Origin of the sequence: Pseudomonas quasicaspiana, from assembly GCF_021147825.1 — a bacterium.
Lineage (GTDB): Bacteria > Pseudomonadota > Gammaproteobacteria > Pseudomonadales > Pseudomonadaceae > Aquipseudomonas > Aquipseudomonas quasicaspiana.
Genome location: NZ_JAGTPI010000007.1, coordinates 110,514 through 133,356 on the forward strand (window position 1 = coordinate 110,514; position 22,843 = coordinate 133,356).

The 22,843-nt window shown below is 57.0% G+C and carries 25 protein-coding genes and 1 other RNA gene; 13 read left to right on the top strand and 13 right to left on the bottom strand.

Going from position 1 to position 22,843, the window contains the following annotated elements; translation table 11 throughout:
- Positions 1 to 26: 26 nt before the first annotated feature.
- Positions 27 to 1,175 carry an acetylornithine deacetylase gene (gene argE, locus KDX30_RS07220; protein WP_231675382.1) on the bottom strand — a complete coding sequence of 383 codons (1,149 nt, stop codon included), beginning with the start codon at positions 1,173 to 1,175 and terminating at the stop codon, positions 27 to 29.
- A gap of 204 nt (positions 1,176 to 1,379) precedes the next feature.
- On the opposite strand from argE, the gene KDX30_RS07225 reads away from it, so the two are divergent.
- Both KDX30_RS07225 and KDX30_RS07230 read left to right on the top strand, forming a co-directional pair.
- Positions 1,380 to 1,922, top strand: a complete 543-nt coding sequence (locus KDX30_RS07225; RefSeq protein WP_231675383.1) for a hypothetical protein — start codon at positions 1,380 to 1,382, stop codon at positions 1,920 to 1,922.
- A gap of 299 nt (positions 1,923 to 2,221) precedes the next feature.
- Positions 2,222 to 3,589, top strand: a complete 1,368-nt coding sequence (locus tag KDX30_RS07230; RefSeq protein ID WP_122706531.1) for a CYTH domain-containing protein — start codon at positions 2,222 to 2,224, stop codon at positions 3,587 to 3,589.
- A 170-nt stretch (positions 3,590 to 3,759) separates the two neighbouring features.
- Here KDX30_RS07230 and KDX30_RS07235 read toward each other — a convergent pair whose 3' ends face one another.
- Genes KDX30_RS07235 through KDX30_RS07250 form a run of 4 tightly spaced genes read right to left on the bottom strand, consistent with a single transcriptional unit; the run spans position 3,760 to position 6,611 of the window.
- A complete protein-coding gene (locus tag KDX30_RS07235; protein WP_027902696.1) occupies positions 3,760 to 4,497 on the bottom strand; it encodes an amino acid ABC transporter ATP-binding protein in 738 nt (245 codons plus the stop codon).
- Positions 4,484 to 5,134: an amino acid ABC transporter permease gene (locus tag KDX30_RS07240; protein WP_176560593.1), complete on the bottom strand. Its 651-nt coding sequence runs from the start codon at positions 5,132 to 5,134 to the stop codon at positions 4,484 to 4,486. The genes KDX30_RS07235 and KDX30_RS07240 overlap by 14 nt, the downstream gene beginning before the upstream one ends.
- Positions 5,131 to 5,796, bottom strand: a complete 666-nt coding sequence (locus tag KDX30_RS07245; RefSeq protein WP_095102035.1) for an amino acid ABC transporter permease — start codon at positions 5,794 to 5,796, stop codon at positions 5,131 to 5,133. Before KDX30_RS07245 ends, KDX30_RS07240 begins: the two co-directional genes overlap by 4 nt.
- A gap of 29 nt (positions 5,797 to 5,825) precedes the next feature.
- Positions 5,826 to 6,611: a transporter substrate-binding domain-containing protein gene (locus KDX30_RS07250; protein ID WP_099268378.1), complete on the bottom strand. Its 786-nt coding sequence runs from the start codon at positions 6,609 to 6,611 to the stop codon at positions 5,826 to 5,828.
- Positions 6,612 to 6,862: 251 nt separating this feature from the next.
- Between KDX30_RS07250 and KDX30_RS07255 the strand changes: the two genes are divergently transcribed.
- From KDX30_RS07255 to KDX30_RS07275, 5 genes are all read left to right on the top strand, one after another.
- Positions 6,863 to 7,567, top strand: coding sequence for a FadR/GntR family transcriptional regulator (locus KDX30_RS07255; RefSeq protein WP_027902692.1), 705 nt, complete (start codon positions 6,863 to 6,865; stop codon positions 7,565 to 7,567).
- A gap of 277 nt (positions 7,568 to 7,844) precedes the next feature.
- Positions 7,845 to 8,174: a thioredoxin TrxA gene (gene trxA, locus KDX30_RS07260; RefSeq protein ID WP_005792406.1), complete on the top strand. Its 330-nt coding sequence runs from the start codon at positions 7,845 to 7,847 to the stop codon at positions 8,172 to 8,174.
- 231 nt (positions 8,175 to 8,405) lie between these two features.
- Entirely contained in the window at positions 8,406 to 9,665 is a 1,260-nt protein-coding gene (rho, locus tag KDX30_RS07265) for a transcription termination factor Rho (RefSeq protein WP_024689162.1), read from the top strand.
- Positions 9,666 to 9,936: 271 nt separating this feature from the next.
- On the top strand, positions 9,937 to 11,403 hold the full coding sequence (gene ubiD / locus KDX30_RS07270) for a 4-hydroxy-3-polyprenylbenzoate decarboxylase (RefSeq protein ID WP_027898623.1): 1,467 nt from the start codon (positions 9,937 to 9,939) through the stop codon (positions 11,401 to 11,403).
- Positions 11,403 to 12,371, top strand: coding sequence for a CDP-6-deoxy-delta-3,4-glucoseen reductase (locus KDX30_RS07275; protein WP_231675384.1), 969 nt, complete (start codon positions 11,403 to 11,405; stop codon positions 12,369 to 12,371). The genes ubiD and KDX30_RS07275 overlap by 1 nt, the downstream gene beginning before the upstream one ends.
- Before the next feature lie 11 nt (positions 12,372 to 12,382).
- On the opposite strand, the gene KDX30_RS07280 is transcribed toward KDX30_RS07275, so the two are convergent.
- Positions 12,383 to 12,877, bottom strand: coding sequence for a sn-glycerol-3-phosphate transporter (locus KDX30_RS07280; protein ID WP_406643778.1), 495 nt, complete (start codon positions 12,875 to 12,877; stop codon positions 12,383 to 12,385).
- Positions 12,878 to 13,232: 355 nt separating this feature from the next.
- Here KDX30_RS07280 and KDX30_RS07285 point away from each other — a divergent pair, with 355 nt between their 5' ends.
- Positions 13,233 to 13,907 (top strand): gamma-glutamylcyclotransferase, encoded by a 675-nt coding sequence (locus KDX30_RS07285; RefSeq protein ID WP_231667615.1) that lies wholly within the window; start codon positions 13,233 to 13,235, stop codon positions 13,905 to 13,907.
- Positions 13,908 to 14,068: 161 nt separating this feature from the next.
- Here the strand turns inward: KDX30_RS07285 and glpT are convergent, their stop codons facing one another.
- Entirely contained in the window at positions 14,069 to 15,406 is a 1,338-nt protein-coding gene (gene glpT, locus KDX30_RS07290) for a glycerol-3-phosphate transporter (protein WP_231675385.1), read from the bottom strand.
- A gap of 154 nt (positions 15,407 to 15,560) precedes the next feature.
- On the bottom strand, positions 15,561 to 16,538 hold the full coding sequence (locus KDX30_RS07295; RefSeq protein WP_231675386.1) for an NADPH:quinone oxidoreductase family protein: 978 nt from the start codon (positions 16,536 to 16,538) through the stop codon (positions 15,561 to 15,563).
- 133 nt (positions 16,539 to 16,671) lie between these two features.
- Between KDX30_RS07295 and KDX30_RS07300 the strand changes: the two genes are divergently transcribed.
- Positions 16,672 to 17,085 (top strand): flagellar basal body-associated protein FliL, encoded by a 414-nt coding sequence (locus KDX30_RS07300; RefSeq protein ID WP_027898174.1) that lies wholly within the window; start codon positions 16,672 to 16,674, stop codon positions 17,083 to 17,085.
- 3 nt (positions 17,086 to 17,088) lie between these two features.
- Here the strand turns inward: KDX30_RS07300 and KDX30_RS07305 are convergent, their stop codons facing one another.
- A complete protein-coding gene (locus KDX30_RS07305; RefSeq protein WP_231675387.1) occupies positions 17,089 to 17,538 on the bottom strand; it encodes an EVE domain-containing protein in 450 nt (149 codons plus the stop codon).
- A 195-nt stretch (positions 17,539 to 17,733) separates the two neighbouring features.
- Between KDX30_RS07305 and KDX30_RS07310 the strand changes: the two genes are divergently transcribed.
- Positions 17,734 to 17,886: a hypothetical protein gene (locus KDX30_RS07310; RefSeq protein ID WP_049826714.1), complete on the top strand. Its 153-nt coding sequence runs from the start codon at positions 17,734 to 17,736 to the stop codon at positions 17,884 to 17,886.
- A 120-nt stretch (positions 17,887 to 18,006) separates the two neighbouring features.
- Here the strand turns inward: KDX30_RS07310 and KDX30_RS07315 are convergent, their stop codons facing one another.
- From KDX30_RS07315 to KDX30_RS07330, 4 genes are all read right to left on the bottom strand, one after another.
- Entirely contained in the window at positions 18,007 to 18,609 is a 603-nt protein-coding gene (locus tag KDX30_RS07315) for a 5-formyltetrahydrofolate cyclo-ligase (protein ID WP_231675388.1), read from the bottom strand.
- 111 nt (positions 18,610 to 18,720) lie between these two features.
- Positions 18,721 to 18,899, bottom strand: a non-coding RNA gene (ssrS, locus tag KDX30_RS07320) — 6S RNA.
- A 30-nt stretch (positions 18,900 to 18,929) separates the two neighbouring features.
- Complete coding sequence (locus tag KDX30_RS07325; RefSeq protein WP_027902405.1) at positions 18,930 to 19,259, bottom strand: cell division protein ZapA; 330 nt, start codon at positions 19,257 to 19,259, stop codon at positions 18,930 to 18,932.
- Positions 19,256 to 19,465, bottom strand: a complete 210-nt coding sequence (locus KDX30_RS07330) for a TIGR02449 family protein (RefSeq protein WP_027902404.1) — start codon at positions 19,463 to 19,465, stop codon at positions 19,256 to 19,258. The genes KDX30_RS07325 and KDX30_RS07330 overlap by 4 nt, the downstream gene beginning before the upstream one ends.
- Before the next feature lie 160 nt (positions 19,466 to 19,625).
- Here KDX30_RS07330 and KDX30_RS07335 point away from each other — a divergent pair, with 160 nt between their 5' ends.
- From KDX30_RS07335 to ubiH, 3 genes are all read left to right on the top strand, one after another.
- Positions 19,626 to 20,183, top strand: a complete 558-nt coding sequence (locus tag KDX30_RS07335; protein ID WP_027902403.1) for a YecA/YgfB family protein — start codon at positions 19,626 to 19,628, stop codon at positions 20,181 to 20,183.
- A gap of 76 nt (positions 20,184 to 20,259) precedes the next feature.
- On the top strand, positions 20,260 to 21,603 hold the full coding sequence (pepP, locus tag KDX30_RS07340) for a Xaa-Pro aminopeptidase (RefSeq protein WP_027902402.1): 1,344 nt from the start codon (positions 20,260 to 20,262) through the stop codon (positions 21,601 to 21,603).
- Positions 21,600 to 22,787: a 2-octaprenyl-6-methoxyphenyl hydroxylase gene (gene ubiH / locus KDX30_RS07345; RefSeq protein WP_099268366.1), complete on the top strand. Its 1,188-nt coding sequence runs from the start codon at positions 21,600 to 21,602 to the stop codon at positions 22,785 to 22,787. Before pepP ends, ubiH begins: the two co-directional genes overlap by 4 nt.
- Positions 22,788 to 22,843: the final 56 nt, after the last annotated feature.

Here is a 22,843-nt window from a genome sequence, read left to right on the forward strand (position 1 = left end):
TAATTCTCGCTCTGGCATGACCCGACTCATTGCGGGTTCAGGCAATAATGTTCAATCAACTGGCTTAACAGATGCACTGTAGGCTGCAAACGTGACATTTCAAGATACTCGCCCGGTTGATGCGCACAGGCAATATCCCCAGGGCCCAACACCAGCGTTTCGCATCCCAAACGCTGAAAATAAGCAGCTTCGGTACCGAATGCTACTGCTTCGGCGCGATGCCCGGTGAGACGTTCGGCAACCCGCACCAGTTCTGTATCGGCGGCCTGCTCGAATGGCGGTGCCTCGGGAAACAAAGGCGCGTAGTCGATTTTGACCTGATGCAATTCGGCCAGTGGCTCCAGCTTCTGGCGGATCGCGGCGCGCAGCACGCTGGGGTCCATGCCTGGCAGCGGGCGCAGGTCGAACTCCAGTGAACACTGACCGCAAATCCGGTTCGGGTTGTCCCCGCCGTGGATGCAGCCGAAATTCAGGGTGGGCGTCGGCACGCTGAACTGCGGATTGCGATACTCAAGCTGCCATTGCTTGCGCAGACCTTTGAGCTCGCTGATCGCATCATGCATTGCTTCCAGCGCGCTGTGCCCCAGGCTTGGGTCAGAAGAATGGCCACTGCGCCCGAGAATATCAATGCGCTCCATCATCACGCCTTTATGCAGACGGATCGGCTTGAGGCCCGTTGGCTCGCCGATCACGGCCGCACGACCCAGCGGCCGCCCCGCTTCAGCCAACGCACGAGCGCCTGCCATGGAGCTTTCTTCATCACAGGTAGCGAGGATCAACAGCGGCTGCTTGAACGGTTTATCCAGCAATGGCTGCACGGCTTCGATGATCAGCGCGAAGAAGCCCTTCATGTCACAACTGCCCAGCCCAACCCAGCGATTATCAACTTCGGTCAGCTTCAGCGGATCAGTTTTCCACAGGGCCTCATCGAATGGCACCGTATCGCTGTGCCCGGCCAACACCAGCCCGCCAGGACCACTGCCAAAACTGGCCAGCAAGTTGAACTTGCCCGGCGAAACCTGCTGGATGTCGCACGCAAAACCCAGATCGCCCAGCCAGCCGGCCAGCAAATCAATCACCGCACGGTTGGACTGATCCAGTGACGGCTGGGTGCAGCTCACCGAAGGTGCGGCAATCAACGCGGCGAATTGATCTTTCATGGACGGCAAGGGCATGTGCGATTCCTTTAACGGGAGAGCGTGCCGACCATCATAGGGCTATCGGGCGGTGGGAATAAACCGTTAAGGGCGGTTTGAAAGGGGTAAAAGACGAATCCTCACAATGATGAAGGGCAATTCAACAACGACACGTCGCGTTTTCACTCAGAGCCGTTTCACCCCCATGGGATAAAATCTGCGCTCTGAAGGTTGGCGAGCGTAATGTCTTATTTTTCATCTACGCCGACAGGCGCTGAACGCTACGAACTCTCGCACCTTGAGCCCTTTACTTTTGTGGTCGATAGCAAACTGGCGAAGCGCGACCTGCGGGTTCACGTAACGTTTTCTACTCACTGCTTCAGCAAGGCTTATGATCCCGCGTTGCACGCCAACGGTGAACCCATCATCGATTCGCAGACACAGCGACCGAGATCCTTTTGCCCCATCAGATACGAATTATCCCGCCATTTACGTCCATTGATTGAAAGTCTTGGGCATCCAAAAGCCAAGGTTTGGGAAACTGCAGCAGAGCGCAATTGGTGCTATTCGATTACGGTCGACTCCCCATCCGGCCCTTACTACGTATTTTTTGAAATCCGCCGAGCTAGACGTGAACGACGTCAGTGGCAGGATTTGAACCTGATAGTAGAAAGCGCTTACCACGGTGATAAGCGAAACGAGGGACCAAAGCTAAAAGGGCCAATCGCCTTTGTCCTGCTGTGCGGCAAGACATATCTGCACCAGCCGACTTCAACACGGCGGTAAAACGAAAAAAGGCGCCAGTTAAGGGCGCCTTTTTCGTATGCGGTAAAGCAGATCCGGACACCACTCTCGACCCGCCTTGCGCGAGTACGGCTTTCGCCGCTGGGAAGCGCTCAATCTCATCCGGTCAGTCGCTTCGAAGACCCAACTCTACTTAAATGCGCCCGCCGAAGCAATATGGACGCGACAAGAGAGCTTAGCGGGCAGCTTAAAGGCCATGTCCTGTACACTGCTCACCCTAAGTAGCCACGCAACAACCGGCTGCACCCCGTTTATCAGTACAAGCGTCTGGATTCCCGGCCATGCAGAAAGAAACAGAAATCAAACTCCGCGTCAGCCGCGAAACCCTCGCTGCACTGCGCGATCACCCGTTGCTGAAGAAGCGTAACAAGAGCGGCTGGGAGAGCGTGGAGCTGTCCAATCAGTATTTCGATACACCAGAGCGCGACCTGGCCAACGCCAAGGTTGCGCTGCGTGTACGTCGTGATGGCGATCAGATCATTCAGACCATGAAGACTCGCGGCCAAAGCGTTGCCGGTTTTTCCGAGCGTAACGAATTCAACTGGGACCTGCCCAAGGCCAAGCTGGATCTGAAAAAGCTCGACGGTGAATGCTGGCCTGAGCAGTTGGCCGATCTGGACAAGAAAACCATCAAGCCGCTATTCACTACCGATTTCGTCCGTGAGCGTGCAGAAATCGCCTGGGGCCGCGGTAAAACCAAGGTGGTGATCGAAGCAGCACTCGATCTTGGTCACGTAGTGGCAGGCAAGCAGAAGGAAGAAATCTGCGAGCTGGAGCTGGAATTGCGCGAAGGCGATCCGTCTGCACTGCTGGAGCTTGCCGCTGAGCTGGCCGTGACCCTGCCACTGATGCCGTGCGACATCAGCAAAGCCGAGCGCGGCTATCGTCTGCTGGACGCCAACAGCTACTCGCTGACGCTGCCTGCTCCGCAGTTCCACGCTGAAATGCCGCTGGATGACGCTTACGCCGCACTGGCCTTGCACCTGTTGGGCAGCAGCCAGCGTCTGGCCGAACAATACCGTTTCAACGGCCACTGGCGCTTGCTTCAGGACTGGGTTGCCTTGCTCACGGAGTTGCGCGCGCTGACGGGCAGCCTCGGTCAGGCAGCACCGCGCAGCACCAGCAGCGAACTGCGTTCCTCGCTGGATGCCTTGCTGGAAGACTGGCGTCCGCTGGTTCAAGCAGGCCAGGAAGATGAGGATGTACGTGGCGCGGCCCACGAGCAGTTCCTTGAAGAGCTGCAAGACCCGCGCTGGGGCCTGTTCTCGCTGACCACGTCGCGTTGGTTGCTGGCACGTAGCTGGACGGTTGAACGCAATAACCGTGGCAATCGCCAGGGCGCTGCACAACTGGACAGTTGGTTGCCGCGTTTTCTGGCCGATGAAGCCACGGCATTGCAGTTGGGTCGCTATCAGCAGCAACCGGAAGATCTGGCCGAACAACTGCCGCGTATCGAACGCATTCAGGCCTGGCTGCACCACGCCCGTGGCGCACTGGATCTGCCGGAGCTGGATCGTCTGTATGGTGAGCTGAACAAGCTGGTGCACCTCGCTGAACAGCCGATCAGCGATGAAGTGCTGGATGCTCGTGTGCAGCAGACCATCGTCGTGTTCCAGAGCCGTGCGTGGAAGACGTTGTTGCGTCTTTAAGCAATCGCCCCTTAGGACTGGCTTTAGCCGGTCCTAAGGGGAAGCGCGGTCTCTGTGGGAGCGAATTCATTCGCGAAGAGGCCCATACATCCAATACATATCTATCGCCTGCCCAACCGTCTTCTTCGCGAATAAATTCGCTCCCACACAGACTGTGTGGTGCAGTCGTCTTAAGCACCCTGCTCCACCGACCCGATAAAATTCGCCAGTTCTGGCGTTCTCGGGTTAGCGAACAAAATCTTCGGATCGCCCACTTCATGCACTTTGCCCTGGTGCATGAACACCAGTTTGTCGCCCACTTCCCGGGCGAAACGCATTTCGTGGGTCACCATGATCAGCGTCATGCCGTCCTTCGCCAGTTGGCGCACCACGCTCAGCACTTCGTTGACCAATTCAGGGTCCAGCGCCGAGGTGATTTCATCGCAGAGCAAGACCTTCGGCGACATCGCCAGCGCACGAGCAATCGCCACGCGCTGCTGCTGACCACCTGACAGACGATCAGGGAAAGCGTCGAACTTCTCACCCAGCCCGACACGTTCCAGCATCTCTTTGGCAATCTTTCTGGCTTCAGCTTTCGAAACCTTCTTCACTACCTGAGGCGCCAGCATCACATTCTCGCCAACACTCAAATGCGGGAACAGGTTGAACTGCTGGAAGACCATGCCGACTTTCTGCCGCAACGAGCGCAGGTCTGCGCGGGCTGCGTCCAGGTACTCGCCATCGACTTCGATAACGCCGTCGTTGATCGACTCCAACCCGTTCAACGTACGCAGCAGCGTACTTTTACCCGAGCCGCTACGGCCGATGATCGCCACGACCTGACCTTCTTCAACCGTCAGATCGATGCCTTTGAGGACGTGGTGGTCGCCGTAATATTTATGCAGCGCGGAAATTCTAAGCAGAGGCATGCAGTCTCCTTTCCAGGTAACGGGCACTGAGGGACAGGGGATAGCAGAGCATGAAGTAGCCCAGAGCGACGAAGCCATACACCATGAAGGGCTGGAACGTAGCGTTGGCGAGCATGCCGCCGGTTTTGGTCAATTCGGTAAAACCAATGATTGAAGTCACCGCAGTGCCTTTGACGACTTGCACCGAGAACCCGACCGTAGGCGCGACGGCAATACGCAGCGCCTGAGGGAGAATCACGTAACGCAGTTGCTCCAGCGGGGTCATCGCGAGACTGGCAGACGCCTCCCACTGGCCATTGGCAATCGACTCGACGCAACCGCGCCAGATCTCAGCCAGGTAAGCGCTGGTAAACAGTGTCAAAGCCAGCGCAGCAGCGGCCCAAGGCGAAATATCCAACCCCATTAAAGCCACACCGAAAAAAACCAGGAATAGCTGCATCAGCAGCGGTGTGCCTTGGAACAGCTCGATGTAGACCTTGGCAATAACTCTTGGCGCATTAAGTTTGGCAATGCGCATGCACATGACCAGTAGCCCAATCGCACCGCCACCAATGAATGCCACCAGCGAAAGGGCCAGCGTCCACTGCAAACCGGTGAGCAGGTTGCGCACAACATCCCAAAGGGTGAAATCCATCAGCCTTTCCTCGAAATGTAGCGACGACCGATCCAGGCCAGAAGCTGGCGAACCATCAGCGCCATAAAGAGGTAAATCAGCGTCGTGACGATGTACGTCTCGAAGGCGCGGAAATTACGTGACTGAATGAAGTTGGCGAAGAAGCTCAACTCCTCGGTGGCAATCTGCGAACAGACTGCCGAACCGAGCATCACGATAATGATCTGGCTGCTCAGTGCCGGCCAGACCTTCCCCAGCGCTGGAATCAATACGACGTAGCGGAACGCCTCGAAGCGAGTCATCGCCAACGCGGCGGCGGCTTCAAGCTGACCTTTGGGAATCGCCTGGATGCCTGCGCGGATAATCTCCGTCGAGTAAGCACCCAGATTGATCACCATGGCCAGAATCGCGGCCTGCCATTCGGAAATCTGCAGGCCCAGAGACGGCAGCCCGAAGAAGATAAAGAACAATTGCACCAGGAATGGCGTGTTGCGTATCAGCTCAACGTAGACCCCGAAAATCGCAGAGAACGGCTGAATCTTCCAGGCCCGCACGATGGCGCCGATGATACCCAGACCCACCCCGAGCACAGTGCCAATGGCAGTCAACTCCAGGGTGAACAGCGCCCCGCGCAGTAGCAGATCGGCGTTCTGCATGACCGGTACAAAGTCAAAGTTGTAAGCCATTGGCAGCCTCCGAAATCAGTGAGCAGCTATCAGAGGTCAGCGGGCAGAGGCTGCTTGAGCCAGGTCTGGGAGTTCTTCTCCAGTGCGCCGTCTTTTTTGGCGGCATCAATGATTTCGTTGACCTTCGCCAGCAACGTCGCCTCACCTTTGTTCACGCCGACGTAGACCGGCGAATCCTTGAGTTTCACTTTCAGCTCAGGGATGCGCTTCGGGTTCTTCTCGCTGATCGCAACCATCACCACGTTGCCGCTGGCGATGAGGTCAGTCTGACCAGCCAGATAGGCCGCAATCGTGGAGTTGTTGTCTTCGAAGCGCTTAATGGTCGCTTCTTTCGGTGCAACAGCAGTCAGCTCGATGTCTTCGATAGCGCCACGGGTCACGCTGATGGTTTTTCCTTTCAGATCGTCCAGGCCTTTGATCGACGCTTCAGGTGGACCGAATACGGCCAGGTAGAAAGGCGCGTAGGCCTTGGAGAAGTCGATGACTTTTTCGCGGTCAGGGTTCTTGCCAAGACTGGAGATCACCAGATCCACTTTGCCAGTGGTCAGGTACGGAATACGGTTGGTGCTGTTGACCGGTGTCAGTTCCAGCTTGACCTTGAGCTGGTCAGCGATCAGCTTCGCGGTGTCGATGTCCAGACCACGCGGTTTCATGTCCGGGCCCACCGAGCCAAACGGCGGGAAGTCCTGTGGAACCGCAACTTTCAACGTGCCGCGTTTCACGACGTCGTCCAGACCATCGGCGTGGGCTGGTGCCTGGCTGAGCATGAGGCTGGCAAACAGGGCAGTAAGCAGAGCGCTGTAACGCTTGGTCATAGGAAGACTCCGTGAAGGACGAAAGGTGTTTGTCCGATCCTCAGTGCACAGCCCATGCCATCCGTTGATTCGGAGCCATAAACCAAGGCGTCGCGGCTTTTTTCGGCCTGACTGGTCTGACCAGTAAGACCTTGTCACGCCCCGCTTTGGAGCGCCGATAAGCCCGACCGCCCTAGGCTTGGGCGTCGCTTGCCGGAATGCACGGATGGTTATAAAAGGGACTTTTCGCGGACTGACTGGCCTGAACAGTGATGCCCCATAGCCCACTTGCCGTACCCGAATCAGCCCTGAGAGCGATCCGCAAATTGATCGTCGAGCAAGGCTATATGCCGGGTGACAGCCTGCCCTCGCAGCGTGATCTCGCCGCGTTGCTGGGCGTCAGTCGTGCATCCTTGCGCGAAGCGTTGTCGTCGCTCAGCGCACTTGGCGTGATCAGCGTGCAGCCAGGCAAAGGCGTCTTTGTTCAGGCTATTTCTGAACCAGAAAAGCGCACAGGTGGTTTTTCCTGGCCTTTCGATAAACACGTTTCACCGGCCGATACGTTTCAGTTGCGTTATGCGCTGGAAGGCTTTGCTGCAGGGCTGGCCGCGGTGACCCTAACCGCCGATGAGCGTGACGTCCTGGAAGACAACGTCGAAGCCATGCGACTGGAACTGCGCGCCGGGGATTTCGAAGCCGCCTCGCGACTGGATTTCGAGTTTCATCGACACATACTGATCGCCAGCGGCAACCAGGCCATGCTCGGCATTATCACGGCGGGAGCCGATATCTTCCTTGAGAGCCAGAAGATGCCTTTCATCCGCCCCTCAAGAGCCATGGAAACCTGGCAGGAGCACCGCAAGATCCTCCGCGCCCTCGTCCGCCACTCCTCAGGCCCCGCGCAAAAGGCCATGCACGAGCACATTCGTAATGCGGCGCTACGAACCGGGATCGTGTTTGTTTCGCCAGCGAGCTAGGGCGTCAATCCGCAGCCAACACACGTATCTGTAGGAGCTGCCGAAGGCTGCGAAGCGTTCATTCTGATACATCGCCATCGCAGCCTTCGGCAGCTCCTACAAATTGCATTGAGGCTGAAGTTTCACGTTGATTGAAGATCGGCCTCACTAAAAACCTCCCCCCTATAACCAGATTCATGGACGTCTATAGCCAGACTCAATCAAAGCCGACTTCCTGAACGGGGCAAGGCCCGCTATGATGGGCCACGATTTTTAGCCTACTAACTCGGAGAACTCCATGAGTAGCGACCTTATCAAGCATGTCAGCGACGCCAGCTTTGAAGCCGACGTCCTCAAGGCTGACGGTGCTGTACTAGTTGATTACTGGGCTGAGTGGTGTGGCCCGTGCAAAATGATTGCCCCGGTTCTGGACGAAATCGCCGAAACCTACAAAGGCAAGCTGACTATCGCCAAGCTGAACATTGACGAAAATCAGGAAACCCCGGCCAAGCATGGCGTGCGTGGTATCCCGACGCTGATGCTGTTCAAGAATGGCAACGTCGAAGCCACCAAAGTGGGTGCGCTGTCGAAGTCTCAGTTGGCAGCGTTCCTCGACGCTAACATCTGATGTATCAAAGCCCTGCAAATTGCGGGGCTTTTTTTCTGGCGTCATACTAGACGTCTCGAAAATCAAGTGGTACATTCGGCCCCGCAACGGCTTCTCCGTTGCCCCCTGCTAGCCGTCGCCGACGCTCTCCTTTCGATTTAGTACGCGATCCTGTCGCCTTCTCTGCGGCGCGGCCTCATTAAGCCCAAAAGCTTAATTTTTCCCCTCCCTACATGATTACGTCATTCCCCTATGAATCTGACTGAACTCAAGCAAAAGCCGATTACCGATCTGCTCGAAATGGCCGAACAGATGGGCATAGAAAATATGGCCCGTTCGCGCAAGCAGGATGTGATTTTCTCCCTGCTGAAAAAGCACGCCAAAAGCGGCGAGGAAATTTCCGGTGATGGCGTGCTGGAGATCCTCCAGGACGGCTTCGGTTTCCTGCGCTCTGCAGACGCTTCCTATCTCGCCGGCCCGGACGATATCTATGTCTCGCCGAGCCAGATCCGCCGCTTCAACCTTCGCACTGGCGACACCATCGTCGGCAAGATCCGTCCACCGAAAGAAGGCGAACGTTACTTCGCACTGCTCAAGGTCGACACGATCAACTACGACCGTCCGGAAAACGCGAAGAACAAAATCCTCTTCGAAAACCTGACGCCGTTGTTCCCGAACGTGCGCATGAAGATGGAAGCCGGTAACGGTTCCACTGAAGATCTGACTGGCCGTGTGATCGACTTGTGCGCACCGATCGGTAAAGGCCAGCGCGGCCTGATCGTTGCTCCGCCAAAAGCGGGCAAGACCATCATGCTGCAGAACATCGCGTCGAACATCACGCGTAACAACCCGGAAGTGCATCTGATCGTTTTGCTGATCGATGAACGTCCGGAAGAAGTAACCGAAATGCAGCGCACCGTGCGCGGCGAAGTGGTTGCCTCGACGTTCGACGAACCACCAACCCGTCACGTACAGGTTGCTGAAATGGTGATCGAGAAGGCCAAGCGCCTTGTCGAACACAAAAAAGACGTGGTGATCCTGCTCGACTCCATCACCCGTCTGGCTCGTGCTTACAACACCGTGATTCCTAGCTCCGGCAAGGTACTGACCGGTGGTGTCGATGCCCACGCTCTGGAGAAACCGAAACGTTTCTTCGGCGCAGCACGGAACATCGAAGAAGGCGGCTCGCTGACCATCATCGCCACCGCGCTGGTTGAAACCGGCTCGAAGATGGACGAAGTGATCTACGAAGAATTCAAAGGCACCGGCAACATGGAGCTGCCTCTGGATCGCAAGATCGCTGAGAAGCGTGTGTTCCCGGCCATCAACATCAACCGCTCCGGCACCCGCCGCGAAGAGTTGCTGACCGCCGATGACGAGCTGCAACGTATGTGGATCCTGCGCAAACTGCTGCACCCGATGGACGAAGTCGCTGCTATCGAGTTCCTGATCGACAAGCTGAAGCAGACCAAGACCAACGACGAGTTCTTCCTGTCGATGAAACGCAAGTAACAGGCAGAACGCAGCACAAAAAATGGCGCCCTCACCGGCGCCATTTTTTATTCTGAAATAGCGCGAAATCCCTGTGGGAGCGAGGCTTGCCCGCGATGAGAGTGCCGCGGTTTTTACCTGGAATCGAGTCCAGCCTCATCGCGGGCAAGCCTCGCTCCCACAGGAATGCATTACCAGAATTGGTATTAGCGACCCAATCCCGATACTTCAAAGCTGCCACGAACTCTAAGAGCAGGTACGATACGAACCTATTTTATCGGTGGCCGGGTTAATGAAATTCAAGGATCTACGGGATTTCGTGCAGCAGCTTGAGCAGCGCGGAGAGTTGAAACGCATTCAGATGCCGATTTCCCCAGTGTTGGAAATGACCGAAATCTGCGATCGGACCTTGCGCGCCAAGGGCCCGGCTCTGCTGTTCGAAAAGCCAGTGGGCTTTGACATCCCGGTGCTGGGCAACCTGTTCGGCACGCCAGAACGCGTCGCCATGGGCATGGGCGCTGAAGAAGTCAGCGAACTGCGGGAGATCGGCAAACTGCTGGCATTCCTCAAAGAGCCCGAGCCTCCCAAGGGTTTGAAAGACGCTTGGTCCAAGCTGCCGATCTTCAAAAAAGTCATCTCCATGGCCCCCAAGGTTGTCAAAGACGCCCCTTGCCAGGAGATCGTCATTGAAGGCGACGATGTGGATCTGGGCATGCTACCCGTTCAGACCTGCTGGCCTGGCGACGTTGGCCCGCTGATCACCTGGGGCCTGACCGTGACTCGCGGTCCGAATAAAGAACGGCAGAATCTGGGCATTTATCGCCAACAGGTCATCGGCCGCAACAAAGTCATCATGCGCTGGTTGAGCCATCGTGGCGGCGCGCTGGACTTCAAGGAATGGTGTCTCAAGCATCCTGGCGAGCCATTCCCGGTGTCCGTTGCGCTGGGTGCAGATCCGGCGACGATTCTCGGCGCTGTGACGCCGGTGCCGGACAGCCTCTCCGAATATGCCTTCGCAGGCTTGCTGCGGGGCAATCGCACAGAGCTGATCAAGTGCCGTGGCAATAACCTGCAAGTGCCCGCCAGCGCGGAAATCGTTCTGGAAGGCGTGATTCATCCCGGCGAAATGGCCGATGAAGGCCCGTACGGCGACCACACCGGCTATTACAACGAAGTCGATAGCTTCCCAGTGTTCACCGTCGAGCGCATCACTCATCGTATCAAGCCGATTTATCACAGCACTTACACCGGCCGTCCACCTGATGAGCCGGCGATTCTTGGCGTTGCATTGAACGAAGTGTTCGTGCCGATCCTCCAAAAGCAGTTCCCGGAAATCACCGACTTCTATTTGCCGCCCGAAGGCTGCTCGTACCGTATGGCGGTGGTGACCATGAAGAAGCAGTACCCTGGCCACGCAAAGCGCGTAATGCTCGGCGTGTGGTCGTTTTTGCGACAGTTCATGTACACCAAGTTCGTTATCGTCACCGACGACGATATCAATGCTCGGGACTGGAACGACGTGATCTGGGCCATTACCACGCGCATGGACCCCAAGCGCGACACGGTAATGATCGAAAACACGCCGATTGATTATCTGGATTTCGCCTCACCGGTTTCCGGACTGGGTTCGAAAATGGGGCTGGATGCAACGCATAAATGGCCAGGCGAAACTACACGTGAGTGGGGTCGGGTGATCGTCAAGGACGAAGCCACGACTCGCCGGGTCGACGAAATCTGGAATCAGTTGGGAATAGATTGATGCGCGTGACTTTGCAGCCTTCGGGTGCAGTGCTGGAAACCTTGCCCGGTGAGCGGATTCTCGATGCCGCGCAACGTTTGGGTTACGAATGCCCGCAAAGCTGTCGCAACGGCAACTGCCATGTGTGCTCGGCGCTGCTGGTCCAAGGCCGCGTGAGACAGGCCGACGACGAGCTGACCCACGGCGAGATCTATACCTGCCTCGCAGAACCGCTGGAAGACTGCGAAGTGCTATGGGACGGCGTGCTCGCTCTCGGTGAGCTGCCCGTTCGTACATTCGCCTGCCAGTTAAGCGAGTGTGTTGAAGTCGGTGGCGATGTCTGGCGGGTAGGCTTGCGCGCCCCGGCTGGCAAGCCGCCGCGTTATCACGCCGGTCAGTACTTGATGATCCACAAGGACAGCGGCGAGAAATCGGCGTTCTCTCTGGCGTCCGCTCCCCACAGCGGTCGCGATCTGGAAATGCATGTACTGGTCCGCGAAGCCAGCGCGCAAAGCCTGATCGAACAACTGCAACGCGATCAGATGGCTCGCGTCGAACTACCGTTTGGTGACACACACCTGGCCGATCTGCCTGATGGCCCGCTGGTATTGATCGCCGCCGGTACCGGCATGGCGCAGATGCACAGCCTGATCGAACACTGCCGCGCCAAAGGCTTCGCTCACCCGGTGCACCTGTACTGGGGCGCGCGTCGTCCGGATGACTTCTACGAGATCAAGCATTGGGAAGAGTGGAAGAAGCTGCCTAACCTGTTTCTGCACAAAGTGGTCAGCGACCTGTGTGGTTGGGAAGGACGCTGCGGCATGCTCCATGAAGCCGTCTGCGAAGACATTTACGATCTCTCGGCAGTACACGTCTACGCCAGCGGCTCACCGGCCATGATCTACGCGACCCTCGACGCCCTCGTCAGCGCCGGAATGGACGCACACCAAATGCGCGCTGACGTCTTCGCCTACGCGCCACGGCCCTGATCAGGCCACCGTCAAAAACGAAAACCGACGTTAAGCATCGCAGCGGAAGCCCCCAACAGGACGGCTTCCGCGACGACAGGCCCCAGATTGACTCCCACTCCGGGAATGATCACGGGCGCTACGCCGTATCGATTCAGCGGAATCTTGTCTCGGTATTCGCCCCGATAGCCATGCAACAGCCCACCCGTGATTTTCAGGTACACCGCGGGAAACCGGCTGCTGTTAAAGCGTTTACCCACATAGCCGTAAACGGAACGCTGCGCGAATGAGTTGCGAAAAGTGGCGCCGCCATAGACCAGCCCTGATGGCTCGTTGTGCTCAAGGCCGATAAGGTTTTGGCGGTTGTTATGCTCCGGCGAGGGCGAGAAATGCCTCGTGTACACACTGGTCTGCACGACCCAAAAACCTTCCCTGTCCGACTCTGCCTGTACATCAGCCTTTGCTTGCAGGGCCCCAGCGCCCAGCGTTAAAAGCCACATCACCTTTATAACCGCATCTACTTTCATGGCCGGATGTACTGCTTATGACTTTGAGGCTGGGCGTTATACGACTCGGGTGGTTGACTCTGTAAGCGGAATGATCCCAATGTCATGTAGGAATCATCCTTAAATTAAACGTGACCATTACACGTCGTTCATCGGGAAGATTCCGCAAATCCGTTAGGGGTTAACTTGCATGGATTGCTAATTGCATTGTTTTTTTAATTAAATAGATGCAACTGTTTCAGCCGTGAAACGTGATCGCCCGTCGGCTTGGTCATCAAGCCGGGGCTCACGTCATCGATTTATCCAAGCTCGCGTTGCAGCGCGTCACTCACTCAGATCCGCTACAACTGGCAGCGTACAGGCCAGGGGAGCCCGAATGGAGAATCAAATCAACAGCTTGTCAGCGGCCGTTCACGACGGTCTGGGGCTGACGTATCCACCCATCATCGATCTGGGTCCGCAACTGACCCGCGAGCAATTGATGCTTTCGATGAAAAAAACCATGCAGCGCCATGAAGGTGGACCCGTGTGGCTGTTCGCATACGGGTCATTAATCTGGCGGCCCGAGTGCACAGCTGTGGAGCGCCAACGCGGGCGTATTCATGGTTACCATCGCGGTTTGTACCTGTGGTCGCACGAGCATCGGGGAACACCGGAAATGCCCGGCCTGGTGTTTGGCCTGGATCGCGGCGGCTCATGCAGCGGCTTTGCTTACCGCTTGCCGGAAGACAATCTTGAAGAATCGCTGCTTGCCCTGTGGCAGCGAGAAATGCCCTTCCCTTCCTACCGCCCACATTGGCTCAGTTGCCGCCTTGCTGACGGCCGACGGGTTCAAGCGCTCGGATTTGTGCTAGAGCGACATCTACCCAGTTACGCAGGCAATTTGCCGGACAGCGTACTCAGTCAGGTGCTGGCCAGCGCTAGCGGCCGCTACGGCACCACGCGCGACTACGTCGAACAAACCGCCAATGCGCTGCGCAGCCACGCCATGCCGGATCTGAATCTGGAGGCCCGGTTGAAGCGGTGCTGGGTTGAGGAGCAGGGGGTGTGACAAACACCGAACCTGCCGTGGGGAATGTGGGAGCCGGGCTTGCCCGCGATAAGGTTGGACGCGGTTCACTTTAGATCGCGTCGCCTCTATCGCGGGCAAGCCCTGCTCCCACAGGTTCCACTACATTCAGTGGATCCTACGGGCGATATCCAGCCGTCGCCTTAGCGACTCGTACTCGCCACCTGCTTATGCCACAACGTCGGCAGCAAGAAGACGATAGACAGCACGCAAGCACCGATCAGCAAGACAAACCCGCCATCCCAACCGAAGTGGTCAACGGTATAGCCCATCGCAGCACTGGCGGCGACCGAGCCACCCAGGTAACCGAACAGACCCGTAAAGCCTGCCGCTGTACCCGCTGCTTTTTTTGGTACCAGCTCCAGTGCCTGCAAGCCGATCAACATGACCGGGCCGTAGATCAGGAAGCCGATGGAGACCAGCGCGATCATATCGACGGTCGGATTACCCGGCGGATTCAGCCAGTAAACCAGTGTCGCAACGGTCACCAGAACCATGAATACCACGCCCGTCAGGCCGCGGTTGCCTTTGAAGATCTTGTCCGACATCCAGCCGCACAGCAGCGTGCCCGGAATACCCGCCCACTCATAAAGGAAGTAAGCCCAGGAAGTCTTGTCGACCGTAAAGTGCTTGGCTTCTTTCAGGTAGGTCGGCGCCCAGTCCAGCACCCCATAGCGCAGCAGATAAACGAACACGTTAGCCAAGGCGATGTACCACAGCATTTTGTTGCGCAGCACGTATTTGACGAAGATTTCCTTGGCCGAAAATTCTTCTTCGTGGCTGGCATCGTAGCCTTCCGGATAGTCGTTCTTGTAATGCTCGATGGGTGGCAAACCAACCGATTGCGGAGTGTCACGCATGGTCGCGAAAGCAAACACTGCAACCAGCAACGCCACCGCGGCAGGCACGTAGAATGCTGCGTGCCAGTCGTTGGTCCAGCCTAGGCCCAACAGGAACAGCGGACCAATCAGACCACCCCCCACGTTGTGCGCCACGTTCCACACCGACACCACACCGCCGCGCTCTTTCTGCGACCACCAGTGCACCATGGTCCGTCCGCTTGGCGGCCAGCCCATGCCCTGCGCCCAGCCGTTGATGAACAACAGAATGAACATGATCGTCACGCTGGACGTCGCCCAGGGCGCGAAGCCGAATATGAACATCACGCCCGCCGACACCAGCAAACCGAAAGGCAGGAAATATCGAGGGTTGGAACGGTCGGAAACGATGCCCATCAGGAACTTGGACAAGCCGTAGGCAATTGCAATGGCCGACATGGCCACGCCCAGCTGTCCACGGGTGTAGCCCTCATCTATCAGATAAGGCATCGCCAACGAGAAGTTTTTACGAAGCAGGTAGTAACCGGCGTAGCCGATAAAGATACCCGCGAAAATCTGCCAGCGCAGACGTCGGTAGGTACTGTCGACCTTTTCTTCAGGCAGGGGCGCCTGATGTGCGGCGGGACGGAAGAAACCAAACATCGAGACACTCCATTTTTTATTTTTCTGCGCGAAAGCGAATATTACATTTTCATTACAGAAAAAAGCACTGCTTATTACGCAAGAATTTGCAGGAAACATGGAGCGTCGCGTGTTGCTTTACGAACATGCCGCTAAATTACCAAGCAGAATCGTTTCACCTAATACCAACAACCACCTTCCCAACTGCCCGCCTCTCCCCCAACGAATTAATCGCCAGCCCCGCCTCTTCCAGCGGATAAACCTTCGATACCAACGGCTTCAACTTGCCCTGCGCATACCAACCAAACAATTGCTGAAAGTTCGCGACGTTATCTTCCGGCTGACGTTGCGCAAATGATCCCCAGAACACGCCGATCACGGCAGCACCTTTCAACAGTGCGAGGTTGACCGGCAGTTCGGGAATGCGGCCGCTGGCGAAGCCGACGACCAGCAGGCGGCCGTTCCAGGCGATGGAGCGGATGGCCTGGTCGAAGAGGTCGCCGCCGACCGGATCGTAGATGACATCGACACCGTGGCCGTTGGTGAGGCGTTTGATTTCCTCTTTCAGATTGGCTTCGCTGTAGTTGATCAGTTCGTCTGCGCCAGCCTGTTTGGCAACGGCGAGTTTTTCCGCAGAGCTGGCGGCGGCGATAACGTGGGCGCCCATGGCTTTGCCGATTTCAACAGCGGCCAGACCGACGCCCCCCGAAGCCCCGAGCACTAGCAAGGTTTCGCCGGCTTGCAGGTTGGCGCGTTGTTTAAGCGCGTGCATGGAGGTGCCGTAGGTCATGCTGAAAGCGGCGGCGGTATTGAAGTCCATGGCGGGCGGCATGGGTAATACGTTGTATGCGGGTACGGCGACTTGCTCGGCAAAGCCGCCCCAGCCGGTGAGAGCCATCACTCGGTCGCCGACTTTGAGATGGCTGACTTTTTCGCCAACCGCAGCGACAACACCTGCCGCCTCTCCACCTGGGGAAAAGGGAAATGGCGGTTTGAATTGGTACTTGCCTTCGATGATCAACGTATCGGGAAAGTTGACCCCGGCGGCATGCACATCCAGCAGGATTTCGTTCTTCTTGATTTGCGGGCTGGCGATGTCTTCAAGGACGAGGGTTTCGGCGGGGCCGAACGCTTTGCACAGCAAGGCTTTCATCAGACTATTCCTTTTGGATTTGTGGCCGATACGTTCAGGTATGTAGATTTTCGGGTCAATGAGCATGATCCGCCCTGATACTCATGCATAAGCTCAAGTAAGCTAGGCGGCAAACCGGATAAAGGAGTGGACTGTGAAAGCGTGGATCTTGATGTTGTTGGCCTTGTCGTTGCCAACCATGGCGCTGGCGAATGAAGAAGCGGCCAAAGAAGGTGAGGCGCCCAAGGTTGCCTATGTATCCCTGACACCACCTTTCGTGGGCAATTACGCACTGGATGGCGGCCCGAAGCTACGCGTCTTCAAGGCCGATATCGCTCTGCGAGTGACCGGTCCGGAAGCACAGGCTGCGGTAAAGCGTAACGATCCGTTGATCCGCAACCAGTTGGTGGCGCTGTTTACTCAGCAGACCGTCGACACCATGACCAGTGCCGAAGCCAAAGAGAAGCTGCGTCAGGAAGCGCTCAAGCAGGTTCAGCAAGTCATGAATGACGAAGAAGGCAAGCCGATCGTTGAAGATTTGTTGTTCAACAACTTCATCGTTCAGTAACGGTTAACGCAATGCCAGGATCGCCGCCCACTGTTCGGCGGTCACTGGCATGACGGACAGGCGAGTGCCCTTCTGCACCAGTGGTAACTCCTCCAGCGCGCTTTGCTGCTTCAAATAACCCAGGCTGAGCACATTCGGGAAGGCTTCAACGAAAGCCACATCGACTGCGCTCCACTGATTTTTGTCAGCAGTGGCCTTGGCATCGAAATAGTGACTCTTCGGATCCAGCGCAGTCGGATCCGGATACGCTGCCTGGGTGATGCGCGCAATCCCGGCAATACCGGGCTCCGGGCAACTGGAGTGGTAAAAGAAAAATTCGTCGCCAACCGCCATGTCACGTAGAAAATTACGCGCCTGATAGTTGCGAATACCGTCCCAGCGCGCGGTGCCAAGCTTTTTAAGGTCAGTGATAGAGAGCTCATCGGGCTCTGATTTCATCAGCCAGTAGGCCATATTTGTTGCTCCTGAAATGTGCCGCGGACAAGTTGTCAGACAGTTTCATGACAAACCGACAGTCGGCTGGCGTCAACGTTTGCGTGTGAGCACGTGTTGTCGCAAAATGCCGGGATTTTAAGCTCCACGCTGCTGCACGGCCTATACAAAAAACCGATGCTGACATCGTATTGATTTGCCTAAGGAGGGCAGTCAATGAAACGCAAGCCGGATTTACTTTGGATTTTGGTTATTTTGTTCGGCTTGGGTGTCGTCACTACGGGTTATGCGCAAAGTTTATGGGCCAGCAAGACTGATGCACCGGTCGAGATCACTCAACAGCAGCAGAAGTATCCTTCGCGACACTAACTTGCCGTGATCCCCATAGGAGCGCGCTTGCCCGCGATGCGTATTTCCAAACAAAATATTCATTGCCTGACCTGACGCTATCGCGGGCAAGCGCGCTCCTACAGTTCGAAAGCCCGGATCTCAAACCAGATACCAGCGCTTATCCGACACTGTGCCATCCAACGGCACATCCCAACTGGCTTGCGCCAGACGCTCAACCTTCTGACACTCATGGGCAAGCCCAAGCAATACAGGCTTTTGCCAGGCTTTTATGCGTGAGCGATACGCCAGACTGCGATCGTAGAAGCCGCCGCCCATACCCAAGCGCCCGCCTTCATCATCAAAACCTACCAACGGCATCAGGATCAAATCCAGCGCCCAGATTTTGCGCTGTTTCGCCGGATTGATACGCGGCTCTGGAATGCGGAAGCGGTTGGGTTTGAGTTTCTCCCCGGGCTTGACCCGCTGGAACACCATCTTGGTTCTAGGCCAGGCGCTGAGCACAGGAAGATAAGTGGCTTTGCCGCGTTTCTGTGCGGCGCGCAGTAATAGCCGCGGATCAATCTCGCCATCCATGGGCAGGTAAAGCGAGATGTGCCTGGCGCGACGAAACAGGGGATGTTGAGCCAGTTGCCGATAAATGCCGCGTGCCGCTTCGCGCTGTTCACTGGCGCTCAAGGCGCGGCGAGCCTGACGTAATTGTCGGCGCAATTGCTGGCGTGTGAGCGGTGCGTCACTGGTCATGAGCGGCGGGACATGCAGACTGATCCATCACGGTTGAACCAGGATCGAGGACGCCAGGGCGACGACCTCGTGGACAGTGTTGTCGAATGAAACCGGCAACACTCAGAATTGAGACTCCCCGACGAACCGCTGTCGGTGTAGCCCTTGAACCCGAAAGTTCAAGGTGGAGATTGCAGGAGGTTTTAAGGCTTTCCGTCGAGCGGACATGCACACCAACCCCAACGTGCAACCCCCGTGGTTGTGCGTATCGGCTCAGGGACATGACCGACTGGCAAGCACTCCAGGGAGCGGCGCAAGTATACCGAAACTTGTGAGAAATTTCAGCCCCGAGGCGCATCCGGAGGCAAATCGGAGTCTGTGGCAAGCACCAGATCAACGCGATCCAGCAGGTCGCGGACCTGTTCGCGAGTTGAGCCACTGGCCTGCAGGTCGGGCAAATCCTGCTTATGCAGCAAATCGTGAGTAATGTTCAACGCGGCCATCACTGCGATCCGGTCGGCACCGATTACTTTGCCGCTGCTACGGATTTCACGCATCTTGCCATCCAGATAACGCGCGGCGCTGACCAGATTGGTGCGCTCTTCCTGAGGGCAGATGATCGAATATTCTTTGTCGAGGATCTGTACGGTGACGCTGTTGCCATTGCTCATGAGTCTTGCTCCAGGGCCTTGAGGCGCGAAATCATTGTCTCGACCTTCTGCCGGGCGATTTCGTTTTTTTCAATCAAATGAGCGCGTTCTTCGCGCCACGACTTTTCCTGAGCTAATAGGAGTCCGTTTTGGCGTTTTAGTTGCTCGACTCGAGTGATCAGTAATTCCAGTCGGGCCATCAGCGCTTGCAGGTCGGTGTCTTCCATTGGTTCCCACTGAATACTTTCTGATGAGTGGCACAGGAGCTGGCTTTACGCCACGGCCTCTGAAGCGCCGCGTACGGCCGTGTAGATGATCTTGTGGCCCGGATAGTCTAGGATACAAGCCTTCATTCTAGACACTGAGCCGATTGGCGACTAGCTACCCATGCCCATTCAGAATTCCCCGTACAAAGCATTCGCCACCCTGCTCAGCAGCAGCGGTCATCCTGTCTCTCCCGCTGAACTGCACGGCTTGTTGCTGGGCCGCAGTTGCGCCGGTTCCGGCTTCGATTCCGGTGACTGGTTGAACGACGCGGCAGAGTTGCTTGAGTCCGTCCCCGAAGACAATGTTCGCCAGGCCCTTATCGGCTTGCAGGAAATGGTCAAAGGCGAACTCACCAGTGACGACATGACCGTTGTTCTACTGCTCCCGAGTGACGACGAGCCGCTTGCCGAGCGCGCCATCGCGCTGGGCCAGTGGTGTCAGGGCTTCCTCACCGGTTTTGGTCTGACTGCCGGAGACACTGCCTTGAGTGCCGAAGCCATGGAAGTATTGCAGGATCTGGCGGCCATCGCTCAGGTGCAGGACGCGCTGGAAGAGTCCGACGACGGCGAAAGCGATTACATGGAGGTCATGGAATACCTGCGCGTCGCACCGCTGCTGTTGTTTACCGAGCTGAACAAAGCCACTAAGCCTGCCGAGCCAAAACCTTCGTTGCATTGATCCTTCATCGCCGCTTTCGCGACCATCGCCCATCCGGACGATGGTCGCGGCGCTTAAAAAGGGAACCTGCCTGCCTATGATCCACATCCCAAAGTCGGAATACGCTCGTCGACGCAAGGCTTTGATGGCGCAGATGGAACCCAACAGCATCGCTATTCTGCCCGCTGCCGCCGTGGCGATACGTAATCGCGACGTCGAACATGTGTATCGTCAGGACAGCGACTTCCAGTACCTGAGCGGCTTCCCGGAACCTGAAGCGGTGGTGGTGTTGATACCCGGCCGTGAACATGGCGAGTACGTGCTGTTCTGTCGCGAGCGCAATCCTCAGCGTGAACTGTGGGACGGGCTACGCGCCGGGCAGGAGGGAGCCATCCGCGACTTCGGCGCTGACGACGCGTTTCCGATCAACGATATCGACGATATCCTTCCCGGCCTCATCGAAGGCCGTGACCGGGTTTACTCGGCCATGGGCAGCAACGCGGAGTTTGATCGGCACCTGATGGAGTGGATCAATGCGATCCGCTCCAAAGCCCATCTGGGCGCTCAGCCGCCAAACGAATTCGTTGCCCTGGATCACCTGCTCCACGACATGCGTCTGTATAAATCGGCGGCAGAAATCAAAGTGATGCGTGAAGCTGCGAGGATTTCTGCCCGCGCTCACGTTCGTGCGATGCAAGCCTGTCGCCCCGGGTTGCATGAGTTCAGCCTCGAAGCCGAGCTGGATTATGAATTCCGTAAAGGCGGCGCGAAGATGCCTGCCTACGGCTCTATCGTTGCTTCGGGCCGCAACGCCTGCATCCTGCATTACCAGGAAAACGATGCGCTGCTCAAGGATGGCGATCTGGTGATGATCGACGCGGGTTGCGAGATTGACTGTTACGCCAGCGATATCTCCCGGACCTTCCCGGTCAGCGGCAAGTTTTCTCCTGAGCAGAAAGCAATTTATGAGCTGGTGCTCAAATCTCAGGAAGCTGCGTTTGCGGCCATTGGCCCGGATAAACACTGGAATCAGGCACACGAAGCAACTGTCCAGGTCATTACCGAAGGTCTGGTGGAACTGGGCTTGTTGCAAGGCGATGTGGATGAGCTGATCGCCAACGAAGCCTACAAGGCTTTTTACATGCACCGCGCAGGGCATTGGCTGGGGATGGATGTACATGACGTCGGCGACTACAAGGTCGGCGGCGAATGGCGGGTACTGGAAGTCGGCATGACCCTGACGGTCGAGCCGGGTATCTATGTCGCCCCTGACAATCAGCAGGTTGCGAAGAAATGGCGCGGTATCGGTATAAGAATCGAGGATGACGTCGTGGTGACCAAAAAAGGCTGTGAAATTCTTACCGGTGACGTACCCAAAACCGTCACGGAAATCGAGGCATTGATGGCAGCAGCCCGCAATCAACCGGAATTTGCTGCATGAGCCGTTTCAATCTGGCAATCGTTGGCGGCGGCCTGGTCGGTGCCAGCCTCGCGATGGCTTTACAGGCCGGTGCGAAAGAGCGCGGCTGGAAGATCGTGTTGATCGAACAGTTCGCCCCTGGTGACACGTATCAGCCGAGCTACGACGCCCGTTCTTCGGCGTTGTCCTTCGGTGCTCGACAAATCTACGAGCGCCTTGGCCTGTGGCAAGCCATCGCCCGCCGCGCCGAGCCGATCCTGCAGATTCAAGTGTCTGACCGTGGTCGATTCGGGTCTGCGCGCCTGTCGGCGATGGAAGAAGGCGTACCCGCGCTGGGTTATGTGGTGGAAAACGCCTGGCTGGGCCAATGCCTCTGGCAGGGCCTGGACAAAGACGTGGTCAGTTGGCGCGTCCCGGCCGAAGTCAAACACATGCAGGCGTTGCCGGATGGCTATCGCCTGTTGCTTGACGACGAAACCGAACTGGAATGTGATCTGGCGGTTCTAGCCGACGGTGGCCGTTCGAGCCTGCGCGAACAACTGGGTATCGGAGTTCGTCAGCGCCCTTACAATCAGAGCGCACTGATCGCCAACATCACGCCGAGCGAAGCCCATTGCGGTCAGGCGTTCGAACGCTTCACCGATGAAGGGCCAATGGCGCTGTTGCCGCTGCCGGAAAACCGTTGTGCGCTGGTCTGGACGCGTAAGGGTTCGGATACTCAACGCTTGCTCGAACTGGACGACCGCAGTTTTCTCAACGAACTGCAGAGCGTGTTCGGCTATCGCCTCGGCACGCTTCAACAGGTCGGGGTGCGGCATGTGTATCCGCTGAACCTCATCGAAGCGGAAGAACAAGTCCGCTCACATCTGGTCGTACTGGGTAACGCTGCGCACAGCCTGCACCCGATTGCCGGTCAGGGTTTCAATCTGTCGCTGCGGGATGCACACGCATTGGCGCAGACGCTACTGGCCAGCGATACGCTGCCGGGTGACCTGCCAACGTTGCAGCTGTATCGCGAGCAGCAGCGACTGGATCAACAGCTCACGGTCGGATTTTCCGATCAGGTCACGCGCCTGTTTGGCAGTAATGAGCCTCTTATCGCAGCGGGTCGTAACATCGGTTTGCTGGGCCTTGATCTGTTGCCTCCGGCCAAGCGCTGGTTCGCGCGTCAGGCCATGGGCCTGGGGACTCGTCCCAATGTTTGATTTACGTTTTATCACTCACCGGCTTACGCCATCAGCGGGAACGATTTAAAGCATGG